At 70.0% G+C, this 17,621-nt stretch carries 17 protein-coding genes and 2 riboswitches; of the genes, 7 read left to right on the top strand and 10 right to left on the bottom strand.

The genetic code is table 11. The annotated features are described in order from the left end of the window. Nucleotides 1–7: 7 nt before the first annotated feature. From OHA73_RS29405 to OHA73_RS29390, 4 genes are all read right to left on the bottom strand, one after another. On the bottom strand, nt 8–1,012 hold the full coding sequence (locus tag OHA73_RS29405; RefSeq protein WP_266714326.1) for an ABC transporter permease: 1,005 nt from the start codon (nt 1,010–1,012) through the stop codon (nt 8–10). Nucleotides 1,013–1,418: 406 nt separating this feature from the next. Next, complete coding sequence (locus OHA73_RS29400) at nt 1,419–2,216, bottom strand: enhanced serine sensitivity protein SseB C-terminal domain-containing protein (protein WP_266714324.1); 798 nt, start codon at nt 2,214–2,216, stop codon at nt 1,419–1,421. 124 nt (nt 2,217–2,340) lie between these two features. Beyond that, entirely contained in the window at nt 2,341–3,174 is an 834-nt protein-coding gene (locus tag OHA73_RS29395; protein ID WP_327656536.1) for an enhanced serine sensitivity protein SseB, read from the bottom strand. 111 nt (nt 3,175–3,285) lie between these two features. Beyond that, nucleotides 3,286–3,906, bottom strand: coding sequence for an AAA family ATPase (locus OHA73_RS29390; protein WP_267072776.1), 621 nt, complete (start codon nt 3,904–3,906; stop codon nt 3,286–3,288). 160 nt (nt 3,907–4,066) lie between these two features. Then, nucleotides 4,067–4,165: riboswitch (glycine riboswitch) on the top strand. After that, nucleotides 4,166–4,267: riboswitch (glycine riboswitch) on the top strand. 55 nt (nt 4,268–4,322) lie between these two features. On the opposite strand from OHA73_RS29390, the gene gcvT reads away from it, so the two are divergent. From gcvT to OHA73_RS29365, 5 genes are all read left to right on the top strand, one after another. Beyond that, on the top strand, nt 4,323–5,438 hold the full coding sequence (gene gcvT / locus OHA73_RS29385; RefSeq protein ID WP_327656535.1) for a glycine cleavage system aminomethyltransferase GcvT: 1,116 nt from the start codon (nt 4,323–4,325) through the stop codon (nt 5,436–5,438). A gap of 133 nt (nt 5,439–5,571) precedes the next feature. Then, nucleotides 5,572–5,949 (top strand): glycine cleavage system protein GcvH, encoded by a 378-nt coding sequence (gene gcvH / locus OHA73_RS29380; protein ID WP_327656534.1) that lies wholly within the window; start codon nt 5,572–5,574, stop codon nt 5,947–5,949. A gap of 8 nt (nt 5,950–5,957) precedes the next feature. Then, nucleotides 5,958–7,220, top strand: a complete 1,263-nt coding sequence (glyA, locus tag OHA73_RS29375; RefSeq protein WP_266714316.1) for a serine hydroxymethyltransferase — start codon at nt 5,958–5,960, stop codon at nt 7,218–7,220. Between the two features lie 160 nt (nt 7,221–7,380). Continuing rightward, nucleotides 7,381–8,751 (top strand): L-serine ammonia-lyase, encoded by a 1,371-nt coding sequence (locus tag OHA73_RS29370; protein WP_267072777.1) that lies wholly within the window; start codon nt 7,381–7,383, stop codon nt 8,749–8,751. Between the two features lie 150 nt (nt 8,752–8,901). Then, complete coding sequence (locus OHA73_RS29365; protein ID WP_327656533.1) at nt 8,902–10,779, top strand: FHA domain-containing protein; 1,878 nt, start codon at nt 8,902–8,904, stop codon at nt 10,777–10,779. A gap of 65 nt (nt 10,780–10,844) precedes the next feature. Here OHA73_RS29365 and OHA73_RS29360 read toward each other — a convergent pair whose 3' ends face one another. Together OHA73_RS29360 and OHA73_RS29355 are read right to left on the bottom strand one after the other, a co-directional pair. Next, the gene (locus OHA73_RS29360) at nt 10,845–11,840 is read right to left on the bottom strand and encodes a L,D-transpeptidase (protein ID WP_327656532.1); all 996 of its coding nucleotides are present in this window, start codon (nt 11,838–11,840) and stop codon (nt 10,845–10,847) included. Nucleotides 11,841–11,961: 121 nt separating this feature from the next. Beyond that, a complete protein-coding gene (locus OHA73_RS29355; protein ID WP_327656531.1) occupies nt 11,962–12,306 on the bottom strand; it encodes a DoxX family protein in 345 nt (114 codons plus the stop codon). A gap of 126 nt (nt 12,307–12,432) precedes the next feature. On the opposite strand from OHA73_RS29355, the gene OHA73_RS29350 reads away from it, so the two are divergent. Continuing rightward, nucleotides 12,433–12,984, top strand: coding sequence for a glycoside hydrolase family 25 protein (locus OHA73_RS29350; protein WP_327656530.1), 552 nt, complete (start codon nt 12,433–12,435; stop codon nt 12,982–12,984). A gap of 22 nt (nt 12,985–13,006) precedes the next feature. Here the strand turns inward: OHA73_RS29350 and OHA73_RS29345 are convergent, their stop codons facing one another. Together OHA73_RS29345 and OHA73_RS29340 are read right to left on the bottom strand one after the other, a co-directional pair. After that, nucleotides 13,007–13,708 carry an NADPH-dependent F420 reductase gene (locus OHA73_RS29345; RefSeq protein ID WP_267069172.1) on the bottom strand — a complete coding sequence of 234 codons (702 nt, stop codon included), beginning with the start codon at nt 13,706–13,708 and terminating at the stop codon, nt 13,007–13,009. A 73-nt stretch (nt 13,709–13,781) separates the two neighbouring features. Continuing rightward, entirely contained in the window at nt 13,782–14,486 is a 705-nt protein-coding gene (locus OHA73_RS29340) for a FadR/GntR family transcriptional regulator (protein ID WP_327656529.1), read from the bottom strand. A gap of 187 nt (nt 14,487–14,673) precedes the next feature. Between OHA73_RS29340 and leuA the strand changes: the two genes are divergently transcribed. After that, complete coding sequence (gene leuA, locus OHA73_RS29335; RefSeq protein WP_327656528.1) at nt 14,674–16,380, top strand: 2-isopropylmalate synthase; 1,707 nt, start codon at nt 14,674–14,676, stop codon at nt 16,378–16,380. 48 nt (nt 16,381–16,428) lie between these two features. Here leuA and OHA73_RS29330 read toward each other — a convergent pair whose 3' ends face one another. Together OHA73_RS29330 and OHA73_RS29325 are read right to left on the bottom strand one after the other, a co-directional pair. Next, a complete protein-coding gene (locus OHA73_RS29330) occupies nt 16,429–16,641 on the bottom strand; it encodes an EF-hand domain-containing protein (RefSeq protein ID WP_267069175.1) in 213 nt (70 codons plus the stop codon). A gap of 46 nt (nt 16,642–16,687) precedes the next feature. Beyond that, nucleotides 16,688–17,602: a MerR family transcriptional regulator gene (locus OHA73_RS29325; protein WP_327656527.1), complete on the bottom strand. Its 915-nt coding sequence runs from the start codon at nt 17,600–17,602 to the stop codon at nt 16,688–16,690. Nucleotides 17,603–17,621: the final 19 nt, after the last annotated feature.

The following is a 17,621-nucleotide window of genomic DNA, read 5'->3' as shown; positions in this document are numbered from 1 at the left end:
TACGGCGCTACCGGGTGCCCTTGGGATCGAGGGCGTCGCGCAGCCCGTCGCCGAAGAGGTTGAACGCGAGAACGGTGATGAAGATCGTGACACCCGGGACGATCATGAACATCGGGTCGTGTTCGTACGTCTCCAGGGCGTCGCGGAGCATGCCGCCCCAGGAGGCCGTGGGCGGCCTGACACCCGCACCGAGGAAGCTGAGCGCCGCCTCCGTGAGGATGTTGGTCGGGATCATCAGCGTCATGTAGACGACGATCGGCGCGACCAGGTTCGGCAGCAGTTCGCGGAACAGGATGTGCCGCTTGCCACCGCCCAACGACCGTGCCGCTTCCACGTATTCGCGCTCCCGCAGCGAGAGCGTCTGCCCTCGGACGATGCGTCCGATGTACGGCCAGCCGAAGAAGCCGATGACCATGACGAGGACGGCGATGCGCACCCCGCTGCCGGTCAGGCCGAGCAGGTCGTCCGGGAGCACCGAGACCAGGGAGATGATGAAGAGCAGCTGCGGGAACGAGAGCAGCACGTCCATCACACGGCTGATCACCGTGTCGACCCAGCCGCCGAAGTAACCGGCCATGATGCCGAACAGCGTGCCGAGCACCGTCGCGACGATCGCCGCGAGGAACGCGACGAGCAGCGAGATCCGGGCGCCGTAGACGATGCGACTGAAGACGTCACGGCCCTTGTTCGGCTCGATGCCGAGCAGGAAGTCGCTGCTGATGCCGCCGAGCGCGCCCTGGGGCAGGTTCGTCAGCGGGTCGAGCTTGTCCTGGTGGAACTCGTTCGGCGGGTGGCCGAGCAGGCTGACGATGAGCGGCGCGAAGACCGCGACCAGGACGAGGAGCACGACAACGATGCCACCGCCGAGGGCGACCTTGTCGCGCTTGAGCCGGTTCCAGGCGATCTGCTTGAGCGACCGTCCCTCGACCTTGCGACCTCCGTCGTCCTTGGCAGGCTCGACCGGTGCGCTCGGTACCGCTTCCGCGCTCGTGTCGTGCAATGGTGCCGTCATCGTGGCAGGGACCCCTCTCAACCGGCGGTGACCGGCCCGCACTTGCCGCTGTGGCGGCGTGGTTCAGTCCGTCGTACACAGAGGCGAAGCCCCCTTGCTGCGGGAGTCTTCAACCTGGGTGTGATCTGTTGCCAGACTTGACGGCGAAAGGATGCCTAAACGTGATGCTGGCTGGGGTGTTCCGTTATCCGGACTGCCGTGAACGGGAGGCGGACGGTGGGCAGTTGGGGTGGAAGGTGTCGTAGAGCGGACATTGGGTGTCACACCCGTGTTTCTCTCCCCAACCCGCCCCTTCCCGAAATCCTCCCGGAGGGGCGGGAGTTGGTCGCTGAGCGGGCTCAAAAGATGTCCTCAAACGCCGGGCAGGCTGGAATTATCCAGCCTGCCCGGCGTTTGAGGACATTTTTCAGTACGTAGCGCCGTAAGGCGGCGGATACCCGTACCCGCCCCCGGCGGGAGCCGCCGGTGCCGCGTGCGCCTCACGGTCATAGAACGGCCGTGCCTGACGGAGCCACATCGCCACCGGGTCGTACTCGTCCGACATCGCCACGGTGGACACCGGGAGCCCCTCGGGGACCGCGGGGATGGACTGCTGCATCATCGCCCGCACCGCGTCCACGGACGCCGGAGACGTGTCGTAGACGTCCAGGCCGATGGCGAGGTAGGGCGCGCCCAGCGTCGGCTGGACCCAGGCGCGGCGCAGGGAGCGGATCGCCGTCGTGCGATGCGCGTTCTGCGTCAGGACCGCGTAGAACTGGGGGATTTCGATCGCGGGCTCGGAGAGCCGCAGCGGTCCCGCCGGCTGCCGGTCGAGGCCGCCCGCGATGCGGCGCAGGTCGAGCCACGGGATGCCGACGCCGCCACCCGGCGCGTGCGGGTTCAGCCAGAGCCCGTAGTGGTCCGGGTACAGCGTGCGCGCCGCGTCGACCCCGCTCACCACCTCGTACGCCCGCGACCAGCCGGAGGCGGAGAGCTCCTGGGCGGACGTGACGCACGGGGCGTACGAGAAGCCGTCCACCTCCATGTTCCCGTACTGGGCGTCCGGGGATCCGGCCTGGCCGTGCCAGAGCAGCATCCAGACCTGCCCGGCCGCGGGGTCGGCGAGGGCCTTGAGGAGCGCCTCGTACGCGTCGTAGCGTCCCGGCGTCACCTGGCGCAGCATGTGCTCGACCTGTCCGGCCGCGGCCGTGCCCGACGCACTCACCCGTAACCGCCCCTTCGGCTCTTCAAATACGTCCGTGTTCACGTGGCCGGAAAGCGAAGCACCGACCGGTCACGTCATGAAACCAGCTTAAGCGGCGATACTGACACCGACTTGACGGACGCCGTCACCCTTCTCGTACGTAGAACGGCCGTACGTGTGTACGCAACCAGTCCGCGACCGGGTCCTGCGTCACGTCCAGGAACACCAGGTTGACGGCCCAGGCCACCGGCGCACGGCCAAGCGCCCGCCCCAGCGCGTCCAGCGGAAGGTCCCCCGCACCGCTCGGGGCGCCCACGGGCTGCGCCAGTTCCACGCCGATGAACAGGGACGGCTCCGCGTCCTCCACCGTCGCGAGGCATCGCCGGGCGCTCAGCACCGTGCCGAGCCCCTCGAACTCCTCGCGCACGGCGGCCAGGAAGTCCATGGGGTCGATCTGCCAGTCGGGCTCGCTCAGCACCACGCGGCCACCCGTCGCCGGGCCGTCGAGCGCCGTGCGACCACTGCGGGCCAGCTCGGCGACGGCGGGCGGCGGCAGCGGTACGCCGACCGTGCCGTCCGGGTTCACGGCGATGCCGACCTGCGGCGGAAGGCCGCGCGCGAACTCCACGGCCGGGGCCACCGTGCAGTCCATGCGGCCACCGGTGACCGCCATGAACTGCTGCTCGGAGCTGAACACGGGGACGTAGGCCTGGCCCTGGATCTCCAGGCTCGGCAGATCGAGGTCCCTGCTGTCGTTCGAACCGCCCCTGGGCAGCGGTATCCACACGTGGCTGCGGCCGAGCACCTCGACGATCCGGCGCCCCGTCGAATCCCCAGCACTCCCCGCCTCCTGGCCGAGGGCCGCGGCGAGGACCTCCTCCAACTCGTTGGCGGGCCAGCCCTGCGCGGGGTGGGCGTAGCCGCCCTCGTGCCCCTGGGCGTGACCGTGACCCGGCTCAGGGGTACCTGGGAACTCCATGACTGCCATCAACCTCTGCTGTTCTGCCCGCTGCTGTGCCCGCCCGACCTTAACTCGTACACACAAGGGGCCACGGTGCGGTTCCCTCCGCTTGCCGGGCGGGACCCGGCGTCAGGCGCCGAACGTGATCCCGCCCAGTGCCTCCATCGCCGCCCGGTCGAGCAGCACCGCCGACTCCATCCCGGTCGGCAGGTCCCCGCGCTCCGTCGAGCTGACGAGCGCGCCCACCGCACGGCGATGCCGGGCGAAGGCGTACCGGGACACCCCGCGGCCGCGGTCCCGCTGCCCCTCAAGGGCCGTGTCCGCCGGTACGTCGAGCAGCATCAGGTGGACGGCGGCCCCGCGCCGCCGCGCCGTGCGGATCACCCAGCGGCGCACCCACGCCTGCGTACCGCAGTCGTGCACGACGACGCTCGAGCCCGAGCGCATCGCCCGGCGCAGCCCCACGTAGTGCGCGACGCGGACCAACGGGCGGTACAGCGCGTACGGCAGGTAGCGCGGCATGCGGGCGGCCCAGCGCTCGCGGGTGTCCTGCGAATCGATCCGGATCTCCGTGACGGCCCGCCGCATCAGCGTCGACTTGCCGCTGCCCGGCAGGCCCGAGAGCACGACGAGGTCGCCCGCCGCGAAAGCGAGCCGGCGTGGTGTGTGACCACGGCGGCCGCGCAGGTCCCGCACCGAGCGCTGACCAGGGATCCGCACCCCTGCCACCACCGGCGCCGAAGCAGACACCGCATAAGCCCCCGCCACTGCCTTGTGCACCGTGATCGTCCTCCCCGCTGCGGTCACGTCACCCTTGCCCCTCAAGTGTAAAGAGAAGGTAATGCCACTCAAGGGGTTTCCCTGTCGGACGGGCATGCAATGATGTGCCCGCAACTGCATACCGGCCGCTTGAATCCGCGCGGGAGAGTTCCGGGTACGACGAGTACCCGGACGCCGAAGGAGCAAGTTCCTCCCTTGAATCTCTCAGGCCCCGTACCGCGCGGGCGAGGCAGATCTGAAAAGTGGGGCGCCTTTGTGACACGGCGCCCCCACCCAAGGTGCAAGCCCCCTCGGGGCGAACCTCTCAGGTTCCGATGACAGATGGGGAGGACGTCTCGTACGCGAGACCCCGCCATCGCCGTCATGCCCCTGGGAGCAGACCAGCTATGACCCGCACTACCGCACTGGACGCCCTGCACCGTTCGCTCGGCGCGACCATGACCGACTTCGCCGGCTGGGACATGCCGCTGCGCTACGCCAGCGAGCGCGACGAGCACAACGCCGTGCGCACGCGGGCCGGCCTCTTCGACCTGTCCCACATGGGCGAGATCACCGTGTCCGGACCGGAGGCCGTGGACCTGCTCAACCACGCCCTCGTCGGCAACATCGGCTCCGTCGGCGCCGGCCGCGCCCGCTACACGATGATCTGCCGTGAGGACGGCGGGATCCTCGACGACCTGATCGTGTACCGGCTCGGCGAGACCCAGTACATGGTCGTCGCCAACGCGGGCAACGCGCAGGTCGTGCTCGACGCCCTCACCGAGCGCGCCGCCGGCTTCGATGCCGAGGTCCGCGACGACCACGACGCGTACGCGCTGCTCGCGGTGCAGGGCCCCACCTCGGCCGCGATCATGAAGTCCGTCACGGACGCGGACCTGGACGGCCTGAAGTACTACGCGGGTCTGCCCGGCACCGTCGCCGGTGTGCAGGCGCTCATCGCGCGCACCGGCTACACCGGCGAGGACGGCTTCGAGCTGTTCGTCTCCCCCGCCGACGCCGAGAAGCTGTGGCAGGCGCTGACCGAGGCGGGCACCGAGTACGGCCTCGTCCCCTGCGGCCTGTCCTGCCGGGACACGCTGCGCCTGGAGGCGGGCATGCCGCTGTACGGGCACGAGCTGACGACCGACCTCACGCCCTTCGACGCCGGTCTCGGCCGCGTCGTGAAGTTCGAGAAAACCTCGCACGGGGACGACTTCGTGGGCCACGACGCGCTGGTCTCCGCCGCCGAGCGCGCCGAGGCCAACCCGCCCCGCAAGCTCGTCGGCCTCATCGCCGAGGGCCGCCGCGTCCCGCGCGCCGGGATGTCCGTCGTCGTCGACGGCACGGTGATCGGCGAGGTCACCTCCGGCGCCCCGTCCCCGACGCTCGGCAAGCCGATCGCGATGGCGTACGTGGACCCCGCGCACGCCGAGGCGGGTACGGCGGGTGTCGGCGTCGACATCCGCGGCAAGCACGAGCCGTACGAGGTCGTGGCCCTGCCGTTCTACAAGCGCCAGAAGTAGTTCCTTCTACAAGCGCCAGAAGCAGTTCCCTCGAACCAGAAGTGGTTCCTTCGAAAGCGCCAGAAGCAGCTCGGCCGCCCGTCGGCGCACCCACCGTCACCAGCACCTTCCCGCGTACAGGAGAATTCGCATCATGAGCAACCCCCAGCAGCTGCGTTACAGCAAGGAGCACGAGTGGCTCTCGGCCGTCGAGGACGGCGTCGCCACGATCGGCATCACGGAGCACGCCGCCAACGCGCTCGGTGACATCGTGTTCGTCCAGCTCCCCGAGGTCGGTGACACCACCACCGCCGGTGAGACCTGTGGCGAGCTCGAGTCGACCAAGTCGGTCTCCGACCTGTACTCCCCCGTCAACGGCGAGGTCACCGAGATCAACCAGGACGTCGTCGACGACCCGGCCCTGGTCAACTCGGCCCCGTTCGAGGGCGGCTGGCTGTTCAAGGTCCGGCTGGCCGACGAGCCGAAGGACCTGCTCTCCGCCGACGAGTACACCGAGTTCTCCGGGAGCTGACCCCACCGATGTCCGTACTGAACGAATCCCTGCACGAGCTCGACCCCGAGGTCGCCGTCGCGGTCGACGCCGAGCTGAAGCGCCAGCAGTCGACCCTCGAAATGATCGCGTCGGAGAACTTCGCTCCGGCCGCCGTCATGGAGGCCCAGGGCTCGGTCCTCACCAACAAGTACGCGGAGGGCTACCCCGGCCGCCGCTACTACGGCGGCTGCGAGCACGTCGACGTCACCGAGCAGATCGCGATCGACCGCGTGAAGGCGCTCTTCGGCGCCGAGTACGCGAACGTGCAGCCGCACTCGGGCGCCTCCGCGAACCAGGCCGCGCTCTTCGCCATCGCCAAGCCGGGCGACACGATCCTCGGCCTGGACCTGGCGCACGGCGGCCACCTCACGCACGGCATGCGCCTGAACTTCTCCGGCAAGCAGTTCAACGTGGTCCCGTACCACGTGGACGACGCGGGCCTGGTCGACATGGCCGAGGTCGAGCGGCTCGCCAAGGAGCACCGCCCGAAGGTGATCATCGCCGGCTGGTCCGCGTACCCGCGCCAGCTGGACTTCGCCGAGTTCCGTCGCATCGCCGACGAGGTCGAGGCGTACCTGTGGGTCGACATGGCGCACTTCGCGGGCCTCGTGGCCGCGGGCCTGCACCCCAACCCGGTCCCGTATGCCGACGTCGTCACGTCCACGACGCACAAGACGCTCGGCGGCCCGCGCGGCGGCATCATCCTCGCCCGCAACAAGGACTTCGCGAAGAAGCTGAACTCGGCCGTCTTCCCGGGCTTCCAGGGCGGCCCCCTGGAGCACGTGATCGCGGCCAAGGCCGTCTCCTTCAAGGTCGCGGCCTCGGAGGACTTCAAGGAGCGCCAGGCGCGCACGATCGAGGGCGCCCAGCTCCTCGCCGAGCGTCTGACGACCCCGGAGTCCCGCGCGGCGGGCGTCAACGTCCTCTCGGGCGGCACCGACGTGCACCTGGTCCTCGTCGACCTGCGCGACTCCGAGCTCGACGGCCAGCAGGCCGAGGACCGGCTCCACGAGGTCGGCATCACGGTCAACCGCAACGCGGTCCCGAACGACCCGCGCCCGCCGATGGTCACCTCCGGCCTCCGGATCGGCACCCCGGCGCTCGCCACCCGCGGCTTCACCGCCGAGGACTTCCGCGAGGTCGCCGACGTCATCGCGCTCGCGCTGCAGCCGTCGTACGACGCCGAGGCGCTCAAAGCCCGGGTGACCGCTCTGGCCGATAAGCACCCGCTGTACCCCGGCCTGAAGTAATTCGGCCCGGATTACGTACCCTTTCGTAGGTACGTCCCGTCGGGGCACCGCGCACACTGGAACAAGCAGTCATCAGTGAGCGCGGTGCCCCGTTCCATGCACAGCCACCATGCACAGCCCGGCAGACAACGGCGTCTACCACCACCTTTGGAGTCCCACCGTGGCCATCTCGGTCTTCGACCTGTTCTCGATCGGCATCGGCCCGTCCAGCTCGCACACGGTCGGCCCGATGCGCGCGGCCCGCATGTTCGCGCGGCGCCTGAAGAACGAGGGCCTGCTGGCCCACACCTCCTCCGTCCACGCCGAGCTGTACGGCTCCCTGGGCGCGACCGGACACGGGCACGGCACCCCGAAGGCGGTGCTGCTCGGCCTTGAGGGCGACTCCCCGCGCACCGTCGACGTGGAGAAGGCGGACGAGCGCGTCGAGACGATCAAGGAGCAGGGGCGCCTCAACCTCCTCGGGGCGCACGAGATCCCGTTCTCGTTCGACGACGACCTGATCCTGCACCGCCGCAAGACCCTCCCGTACCACGCGAACGGCATGACCGTGTGGGCCTACGACGCCGAGGGCAAGGAGCTGCTCACCAAGACGTACTACTCGGTGGGCGGCGGCTTCGTCGTCGACGAGGACGCCGTGGAGGGCGAGAACCCGATCGTCCCCGACGACACCTCCCTCAAGTACCCCTTCCGCACCGGCGACGAGCTGCTCCGCCTCGCGCAGGAGACCGGCCTGTCCATCCCGGCCATGATGCTGGAGAACGAGAAGGCCTGGCGCACGGAGGACGAGATCCGCGAGGGTCTCCTGGACATCTGGCGCGTCATGCAGTCCTGCGTCTCCCGCGGCATGTCCCACGAGGGCATCCTGCCCGGCGGCCTCAAGGTCCGCCGCCGCGCGGCGAGTTCGGCCCGCAAGCTGCGCGCCGAGGGCGACCCCGTGGCCCACGCCATGGAGTGGATCACCCTCTACGCGATGGCCGTGAACGAGGAGAACGCGGCCGGCGGCCGGGTCGTCACGGCCCCCACGAACGGCGCCGCGGGCATCATCCCCGCCGTCCTGCACTACTACGTGAACTTCGTGCCCGGAGCCGACGAGGACGGCGTGATACGCCTCCTCCTCACCGCGGGCGCCATCGGCATGCTCTTCAAGGAGAACGCCTCCATCTCCGGCGCCGAGGTCGGCTGCCAGGGCGAGGTCGGCTCCGCCTGCTCGATGGCGGCCGGCGCCCTCGCCGAGGCGCTCGGCGGCTCCCCCGAGCAGGTGGAGAACGCGGCCGAGATCGGCATGGAACACAACCTCGGCCTGACCTGCGACCCCGTCGGCGGCCTCGTCCAGATCCCGTGCATCGAGCGCAACGGCATGGCGGCGGTCAAGGCCGTCACGGCCGCCAAGATGGCGCTGCGCGGCGACGGCTCGCACAAGGTGTCCCTCGACAAGGTCATCAAGACGATGCGGGACACCGGCGCCGACATGAGCGTCAAGTACAAGGAGACCGCGCGCGGCGGGCTCGCGGTGAACATCATCGAGTGCTGAGGCCGCCTCCTCGGGGTCGGCCGGTTCGCGCGCCAGGGGGTTCCCGAATCCGTCGACGCCTCTAGCTTTGACGTACGGGCAGGGCGGCCGGGGTAGGGCCGCCCTCGCCGCACGGTCCTGGCTCGTTGGATGAATGGAATCCGAGGACTCATGCCCCCTGAGATAGTCAGCCGTCAAGGTTCCCTGGCCGGAGAGCGGTTCGGCATCGGAGCGAAGCCCCTCACGTTCGGCCGCAAGTCCGCGAACGACGTGGTGATCCGCGACGTGAGCATCTCTCGGTTCCATGCCGAGGTACGCCGCGAGGGCCATGGATTCATGCTCTACGACCTGGGAAGCAGCAACGGGACATACGTCAACGGGGAGCGCATGACGTCGCGCGTGCTCCAGCCCGACGATGTCATCACGATCGGCGAGGAGACGTTCTCCTTCGAGGCGGCCGGGCCGATGGAGACCATCATGGACCTCTCCGTCCTGGAGGCCCTCACGCCGCCTCCTGCCGAGCAGCCGGTCCCTGTACTCAAGGTGACGGTGTCGGGCGGCGGCCCCGTGGGTCTTGCCTTCGCCCTCCTCCTGGAGTCCCTGCTCGGCCCCCGGGCCGCCGTCACGATCTACGACGGCCGCTGGACCCGGTCCGGGGACAGGGTCGTCTGGAAGGACGCGACGCAGGGCAACGTCCGGCGCATGCAGGTCGTCACGGTGCAGAGCCGCCAGTATCTCGGCCTTCCCCAGGAGGTCCAGGACCGGCTGTTCAAGGACGGCGCGTACAGCGAGATGTGGCCGGCGGGCCCGGACTCGATCCGCGGTCACCAGCCGCGCAACATCCGGATCTCCTACGTGGAGGACACCCTCCTGGAGATGGCCAACGAGAAGCCGGACCGCATCCGCCTCGTGCCGGAGCGATTCGACCCGGCCGAGCACGAGAAGAGCGCGGCCGCGGACCACGTGCTCGCCATCTGCGAGGGAGGCCGTTCCCGGACGCGTGAGCACTTCGGCGAGAAGTTCGGCCGGGCCGACACGTCCATCTACTCGCTGGAAGGCGCGCACCTCCAGGACGTGGTGCTCGGCCTGAGGGTGAAGTCGGGGCTCCCGGATCCGATGTCCGTGCTGCTCACCGTGGCGCAGAATCGGTTCCTCCTCAACTCCCTGCGCGGCGAGGGCTTCCTCAACATGCGGCTCACCGACGAGGAGGCGAAGGAGGTCGTGGGGATCGACCCCGTCCGGCAGGTGTTCGAGGAGTGCATCGCCTCGCGCCCGTGCGTGATGAACCGGAGCGAGGACGGCGACTTCCTCTGCGACACCCACAGCACCCTGTTCCTGCCCGCCCTGCTCAAGGGGTCGGCGCTGTGGAAGCGGGTCAAGGAGGGTCTCGCGCTGTTCGCCGTGCCCGAGCCCGACCTGAGCGCCGTCACCGCGTTCCGCCTCGACATGGTGCAGCGCCCGCGGTTCACCGCGCGGCTGCACCCCAAGACGGCCGCGGGACCGGGCACGTACGGATTCCTGCTCGGGGACGCCGCCAACGCCATCCACTTCTGGCCGGGCCGCGGCCTCAACAGCGGCTGGGGATCGGCCATTTCGCTCGCCCGGTCACTCAGCGGCACCTGGCGGGGGCGGCCGCTGCGCGATGCCGACTTCGTACGCCACGAGGCGGCCATGTCGATGCTCCAGTACCGGCACAAGAGCCGCGCCTGGAACTCGATGATCACCACGGACGAGCAAGGGGTGACCCGGGCCATCAAGGACAAGATCCAGCAGAGCATCTCGGAGGCCGCGGAGCGGACGCCGGACCGGCAGGCCGACCTCGACGCCCTCATGGATCAACTCCGCGCGATCCGCGACCGCCTGGCGCCGCGGATCCCCGGACTGCCCGACGACGCGACGCTCCTGAAGCACCTGGACACGCTCAACAGCCAGACCTTGTACACCCTGGTGCACAGCGGCGCCTGGGACACCCAGATCGTCGGCGGCGAGGAGGTCGACATCGACATCTTCTATCCCGCGGAACGGCTGGACCCGCTCCTGGTGGGCTGAGCGACCGGCCCACCAGGGCGTCCCGTCCGGCGCCCGCCCTGTGAGCCGGGCGGGCGCCGGACGGCTCACAGGGCGGCGCTCGTCCCCTGCCCCGACGCGCTCCCCTGGAGCCACTGGTCCCAGCTCAGGTTGAAGGCCGCGTAGCCGTTGTCCGCCGGGGCCTTGGCGCGCGGGGAGCCGGTGATGGTGATCGGGTCGCCCTGCTTGACCTGGCCGTAGAACCACTTGGCGTCGGCCATCGACAGGTGCACGCAGCCGTGCGAGCCGCGGGCGCTGCCGCTGCCCGGGTTCGGGTCGCCGGTCGAGTAGTGGACGTACGTGCCGGACTGGGTGAGGTGGACGTCCCAGGGCAGCGTCAGGTCGTAGTAGTTGGGGCTGCCCTTGTCGCAGCTGATGCCGACGCTGCAGGAGGTCATGTGGACCTTCTTCTGCTTGTCGATGACGGCCATCGTGCCGTTCCAGGTCGGGTACTCGGCGCTGCCCGCGTTGATCGACAGCGTGCGCAGGGCCTTGCCGTCCTTCGTCACCTTCAGGGTGTGGCCGCTGACGGAGACGTCGGCGCGGACATCGTCGCCGACCTTGAAGGTGTGGGTGTAGCCGTGCACGCCGTAGCGCCCGTTGCCGTTGCTGACGCCCTTCATGTCGGCGTCGACCTTCACCTTCGTACCGGAGGGCCAGTACGTCTTGGGCCGCCAGTCGGCGCGCCTGTCGCCGAACCAGTGCCAGGCGCCCTTCACCGGCGTCGACGTGCTCACCTTCATGTGCTTCTCGACGGATTCCCGCGCCTTCGCCGCCACCGGGTTGGTGAACACCACGGAGACCGGCATGGCCACGCCGACCGTGGCACCGGACTGCGGGGTGATGGTGTCCAGGAGCATCGGCGGCCCCTTGGGCTTCGTCGGCGACGGGGAAGCGCTCGACTTCTTGTCCGCCTTCCCGTCACCCCCGCTCGCCTTGTCGTCGCCGCCCCCACTGCAGGCACTCGTGCCCACCAGCATCGCGACCGTCACGAGCGAGATTCCTATAACGCTGCCCTTGCGCCGTCCCACGAACTGCCCCACTTCTCCGTCACCGCGTGCCCCCTGCCGGGGGCCGCCTCCCTGTGAGACAGCCGAGCGGGGCACGGCAGTTGCGTACCGCGTTGCAAAGCGTGTTCCAAGATTGCGGCAGCTCATGCGCGTACTAGACAGTGATCCGCAGCACCAGGGCGGCGACGGCGAGCACGAAGCAGAAGGCCCACGGCCCGAGGTGCCGGTCGCCCACGCGGACATGCGCGCCCAGCGCCCCCACGAAGTACAGGACGAGCCCGACACCCGCCGCGACACCGAGCGCCGGCACCACGAACCCGGCGAGCAGCCCCAGCGCCCCCGCCCCGAGCGCGGTCCCCAGCCACGGCATCCAGGAGTACGGCACCCCGAGCTTCTCGGCCTCGGCCTTCGGATAGGGGTGCCCGACGAAATTGGCGACAGCCGCGGAGCCGTAGACGACGGCGGCGAGGACGGTGACGATGACATGGACGGTGAACATGGTGTGCTCCTCCAGAAAGAGTTCACCACACGGACGGATTCACCCTGCGCAAACGTGACATCGGCGGGCACCGGATCAGGGACGATGAAAGTTCGACCTCGTCGCCCCACAGACCAGGAGGCCCGCATGATCCGTGGCATCGACGTCAGCTCGCACCAGTCCACCTTCGACACGGACGGCCTGTCCTTCGTCTTCATCAAGGCCACGGAGGGGCGCTCGTACGTCAATCCGCGCCTGACCGCCCAGACGAAGCGGGCCCGTGACGCCGGGTGCGTCGTCGGCTTCTACCACTTCCTGTGGCCGGGGAACATCACGGCGCAGGCCGAGTACTTCGTGAGCAAGGCCCCGGAGAAGGCCGGGGACCTGCTGGCCGCCGACTGGGAGACGACCGGCGAGGGCACCCACGCGAGCAACGCGGAGAAGGACAAGTTCATCCGCGAGGTGAAGCGACTGCGGCCCAACCACCGGACCCTGCTCTACGCAAACAAGAACTATTGGCAGAACATCGATACGACGTCCTACGCCGGCGACGGCCTCTGGATCGCCGACTACGTCACCGCGGGCAGGCCCCGCATCGAGGCGGACTGGAAGATCCACCAGTACACCGACAGCCCCCTCGACAAGAACGTGGCCGACTTCGCGAGCGAGGCTTCGCTGCGTGAATGGGCCACGTCCTGACGAGAGTTGAGGCCTTGGGCGGTCAGGCCCGCCACTCCGCCGTGCGCTCCGGGGACGCCGCGTCCAGCGCCTTGCGCACCGCCGCCGCGTCGGACGCGAGGCCGTAGACCGGGGTGCCGGGCTGCTGGCGCCAGGACTCGTCCTGGCCGCCGGCGTCCACGGTGTCGAAGCCGATCTCGTCGAGGAGCGCCGAGACGACCTGCTTCGCGGCCGCGTCGTCGCTCGCGATGGGCAGGGAGACGCGCTGCGGGTCGCCGGACGGGCGGGGCTTGTCGAGGATGTCGTGGGCGTAGGTGCCGTTGAAGACCTTGACCACCTGGTGGCCGAGCTGCCGCTCCGTCCAGCGGCTCTCGGTCAGGCCCTCGTCCTCGATCCCGGCGATCTTCCCGTCGCGCTGCTGCGGGTAGTAGTTGCCGGTGTCGATGACGGTGACGTCGGGGGCCGCCGTGTCCAGGAGGCCCTTGGGCAGGTTCGGCACGGCCTTGAGCGGGATCGTGACGACCACGACCTGCGCGTCGCGCACCGCGTCCTCGATCGTGGCGGCAGTCGCGCCGGTCTCCTCGGCCAGTGCGGTCAGGGTGTGGGGACCGCGGGAGTTCGCGACGTGGACGTCGTGGCCGACGGTGGTGAGGCGCCGGGTGAGGTTGCCACCGATGTTGCCCGCGCCGATGATGCCGATCTTCATGTCGTGCCCTTGCCCTTCGGGGTCAGCGGATTCACGCACGTATCTACGTGGACTGCGAACCGGGAGGTCCCGCGGGCTATTCCCAGACCGCCCCCAAACGGGCCAATCGGGCTCACTCGGCCTCCCGCGAGGCCAACTTCCCCTGCATCACGGTCAGTTCGTCCCGCGCAGCCCGCCCCGCCGCCTCCGCGTCCCCCGCCGCCACCGCCTCGACCAGATCCGCGTGCGCCGCGTCCCCGTGGTCCTGCTCCGCCTGCTGTACGTCGACCAGCGCGAGGAGGTCGACCAGGGCCTCACGCAGCGCCGGGGCGAACTCGGCGAAGAGGTCGGTGAGGACCGGGTTGCGGGCGGCCGCGACAACGGTGGCGTGCAGCGCGATGTCGGCGTCGACGAACGCGCCACCGGGGCCGCCGGCCGCATCCCTGCGTGCGTCGAGCGCGGCCCGCATCGCGGCGATGTCCTCGTCCGTGCGGCGCTCGGCGGCGAGGCGTGCGGCCTGGATCTCTAGGAGCGTACGGACTTCGTAGACGTCGGCGACCGCCGCGCGGCGCAGCCGGGTCGGCCAGTCCTCGACCGGGCGCAGTGCCGTGACGAAGACGCCCGCGCCCTGCTTCGGCCGCAGCATCCCCTGGCCCGTGAGCGCGCGCAGGGCCTCGCGGACCGTGGAGCGGCCGACGCCGAGGTCCTTGGCCAGTGTGGTCTCGCCGGGCAGGCGGGTGCCGAGGGGCCAGGCGCCGTCGGCGATCTGGGCGCGCAGGCGCTCCGCGGCTTGTTCGACGAGCGGGCTGGGACGGAGGGGGCCGGTCGGCGACGACACGGGATCACCAACTTGTCTGAGGAGTACTTGTCTGAGGACCTGAGGTGTGGCTAGTCTAGCGGGCATGTTCCGCGGACTCCTTCTTCTCGGCTGCCGCGGCGGGGCCTGACGCGACCGGCACCCCGCCGCGGGGTGCCGTGCTGCCGGTCACCCCCGCACGACCGAGCCGAGGAAGGCCTCAGCCACCATGTACCGCTGGAATCCACAGACCCCGGGCCCGATGCCGTATCACCGCTACCGGCCCGACCACGAGCGCGTCAACATCCCTGCGATTGACCGGAGTTGGCCGTCGAAGCGGCTCACAGAGGCGCCGCTGTGGGTGCCCGTCGATCTGCGCGACGGCAATCAGGCGCTCGCCGAGCCGATGGACACCGCCCGCAAGCGCCGCTTCTTCGATCTGCTGGTGGGGATGGGCTTCAAGGAGATCGAGGTCGGCTATCCGTCGGCGAGCCGGACGGACTTCGACTTCGTACGTCACCTGGCCGAGCAGGTCGCGGCGGGCGCCGTGCCCGATGACGTCACCCCCGTCGTGTTCACGCCCGCCAAGCCGGATCTGATCGAGCGGACCTTCGCCTCGATCGAGGGGCTGCCGCGCGCCGTGGTGCACCTCTACATCCCCACCTCCCCCACGTGGCGCGACGTCGTGCTCGGCATGACGCGGGCCGAGATCCAGCGCACCGTCCGCGAGGCCGCCGCGCACATGGCCCGCCTCGCCGACGCCCGACCGGACGCGCACATCCGCTTCCAGTTCGCCCCGGAGACCTTCAACGTCACCGAGCCGGACTTCGCCCTTGAGGTGTGCAACGGGCTGACCGAGCTGTGGGACGCGAGCTCCGAGCGCCCGGTGACCCACAATCTGCCGACGACCGTCGAGATCTCGACGCCGAACGTGTACGCCGACCAGATCGAGTACATGCACCGGAACCTCGCCCGCCGCGAGTCCGTCATCCTCTCCGTGCACCCGCACAACGACCGCGGCACCGGCGTCGCCTGCGCCGAACTCGCGGTCCTGGCAGGGGCGCAGCGGGTGGAGGGCTGCCTGTTCGGCAACGGCGAGCGGACGGGGAACGTCGATCTCGTCACCCTCGCCATGAACCTGTACGCGCAGGGCGTCGACCCGATGATCGACTTCTCGGACATCGACGCGGTGCGCGAGACGGTCGAGTTCTGCAACCGGCTGCCGGTGCACCCCCGGCACCCGTACGGCGGCGAGCTCGTCTACACGGCCTTCTCCGGCACCCACCAGGACGCCATCTCCAAGGGCTTCGCGCACCGCGCCGCGCACCCGGACGAGCCGTGGAACGTGCCGTATCTGCCGATCGACCCGGCCGATGTGGGGCGTACGTACGAGGCCGTGATCCGCGTCAACTCGCAGTCGGGCAAGGGCGGGATGGCGTATCTGCTGAAGGAGCACCACGGCGTCGACCTGCCGCGGGCGCTGCGGCCCGAGTACGCGCGGATCGTGCAGGAGGCCACGGACGACAGCGGCCGCGAGGCGGAGCCCGACGAGCTGTACGCCCTGTTCCGTGCGGCCTATCTGGACGTCACCGGGCCCGTGGCGCTCGCCGACGGCTGGTCGGCGCGGCAGGACGGCGCCGTGCACCGCTTCACGTGCACGCTCGAAGTCGACGGTGAGGCACGGGAGTTGGAGGGCAAGGGCAACGGCCCGCTGGCGGCCTTCGCGGACGCGCTCGCGGCGGCCGGCCGGGACGTGGACGTCCTGGACTACACCCAGCACGCGCTGACGGCGGGGCGGGAGGCCGAGACCGTCGCGTTCGCGCACTGCCGGGTCGGCGGGGTGCCGGTGTGGGGCGCGGGCCGTGACACGTCGGTGCTGGCCGCTTCCGTACGGGCGGTGCTGTCGGCGGTGAACAGGGCCGCGGCCGGGGCGTGAGACACCAGTGGGGCGTGCGCCGCGCGCACGCCCCACTGGTGTCCGGGCTCACTTGTTCAGGTTGGCCCAGAACTCGTCGAACGAGAGCTGCTTGTCCCCGTTGGCGTCCTGCCCGGCGATGAGCACCTCGGCCACGGAGTCCGTGACGTTGAAGTCGCCCATCTGCGCCATGGCGCTCTTGTACTCGGCCGCCGTGATGAAGCCGTCGCCGTCCGCGTCGAACCGATCGAACGCCTTGCGTGCTTCCTCGATGTCCGCCACCGGGTCACCCCTCGATTTTCGTACTGCCGTATTGACGGGGGTCAGATTATCCGGAGGCGTGAGCGCGCAGTGCGGCGAGTACCCAGGCGAACTCCTCGCGGTACGGGTGCTCGGGGGTGCCGCCCTTCAGAACGCCGAGGAGTTCCCTGTAGCGGGCCACCTTGTCGTCCATCGTGGCGAGCAGCCGGTCGAGGACGGCGGACCGGTCCGCGTCGCCGAGCAACTCCTGCAACACCGGCTCCGCGGCGGTCGACTGCGGGTCGATCCCGTCCCGCACCGCGTCGCCCGCGAGCGCGACCAGCTTCTGCAGGAACACCATGGACGAGCCGGCCGCGTCCTCGGGGGTGCGGTCGGCCGCGTTGTACTCGGTGGCCTGCCGCATGCGGGCCTTGAACGCCGGGTCCTGGAGCAGTTCGGCCAGCTCCACCCAGGCGTCGACCTGCTCGGGCGACGGGTCGTCCGGCAGGCCCGCGCTCATGTTCCGCATCCGCTCCTGGACCGCCGGGTCGACGGTGTCCAGGCCGTGCAGCATCTCCTCGGCGAAGTCGTCCATGATCCGCTTGCGCTCGGCGGCGGACTGTCGTGCCAGCTTGTTCATCAGGGCCATCTCCTCGGCGCTCGAATTGCGTTTCGCGACGGTCGACAGCACGGCCCGGTTGAGCCGCAGCACCTGGATCTGCGCGTCGAGCGCCGCCACGTGCGCGGCGGCGACGGACGCGATGTCCCGGTCCCCGGAAAGGATCTTCCGTACGTCGTCCAGGCCGAGGCCCAGCTGGCGCAGGGTGCGGATCAGCTCCAGGCGGGCCACGGACTCGGCGTCGTAGAGCCGGTAGCCGCCCTCGCTGCGGGCCATGGGGTGCAGGACGCCCTCGTCGGACCAGAACCGGATGGTGCGCACCGTGAGGCCGGTGCGGCGTGCCAGCTGTCCGATCGTGAGCAGCTGCGGGCCGTCGTCGATCATGTCGAGGAGTCTGGGCCTT

Source organism: Streptomyces sp. NBC_00483 (assembly GCF_036013745.1).
In the GTDB taxonomy this organism is placed as follows: Bacteria; Actinomycetota; Actinomycetes; order Streptomycetales; family Streptomycetaceae; genus Streptomyces.
The sequence above is the reverse complement of the archived record's forward strand: the minus strand, read 5'-3'. Positions and strand labels throughout refer to the sequence as shown.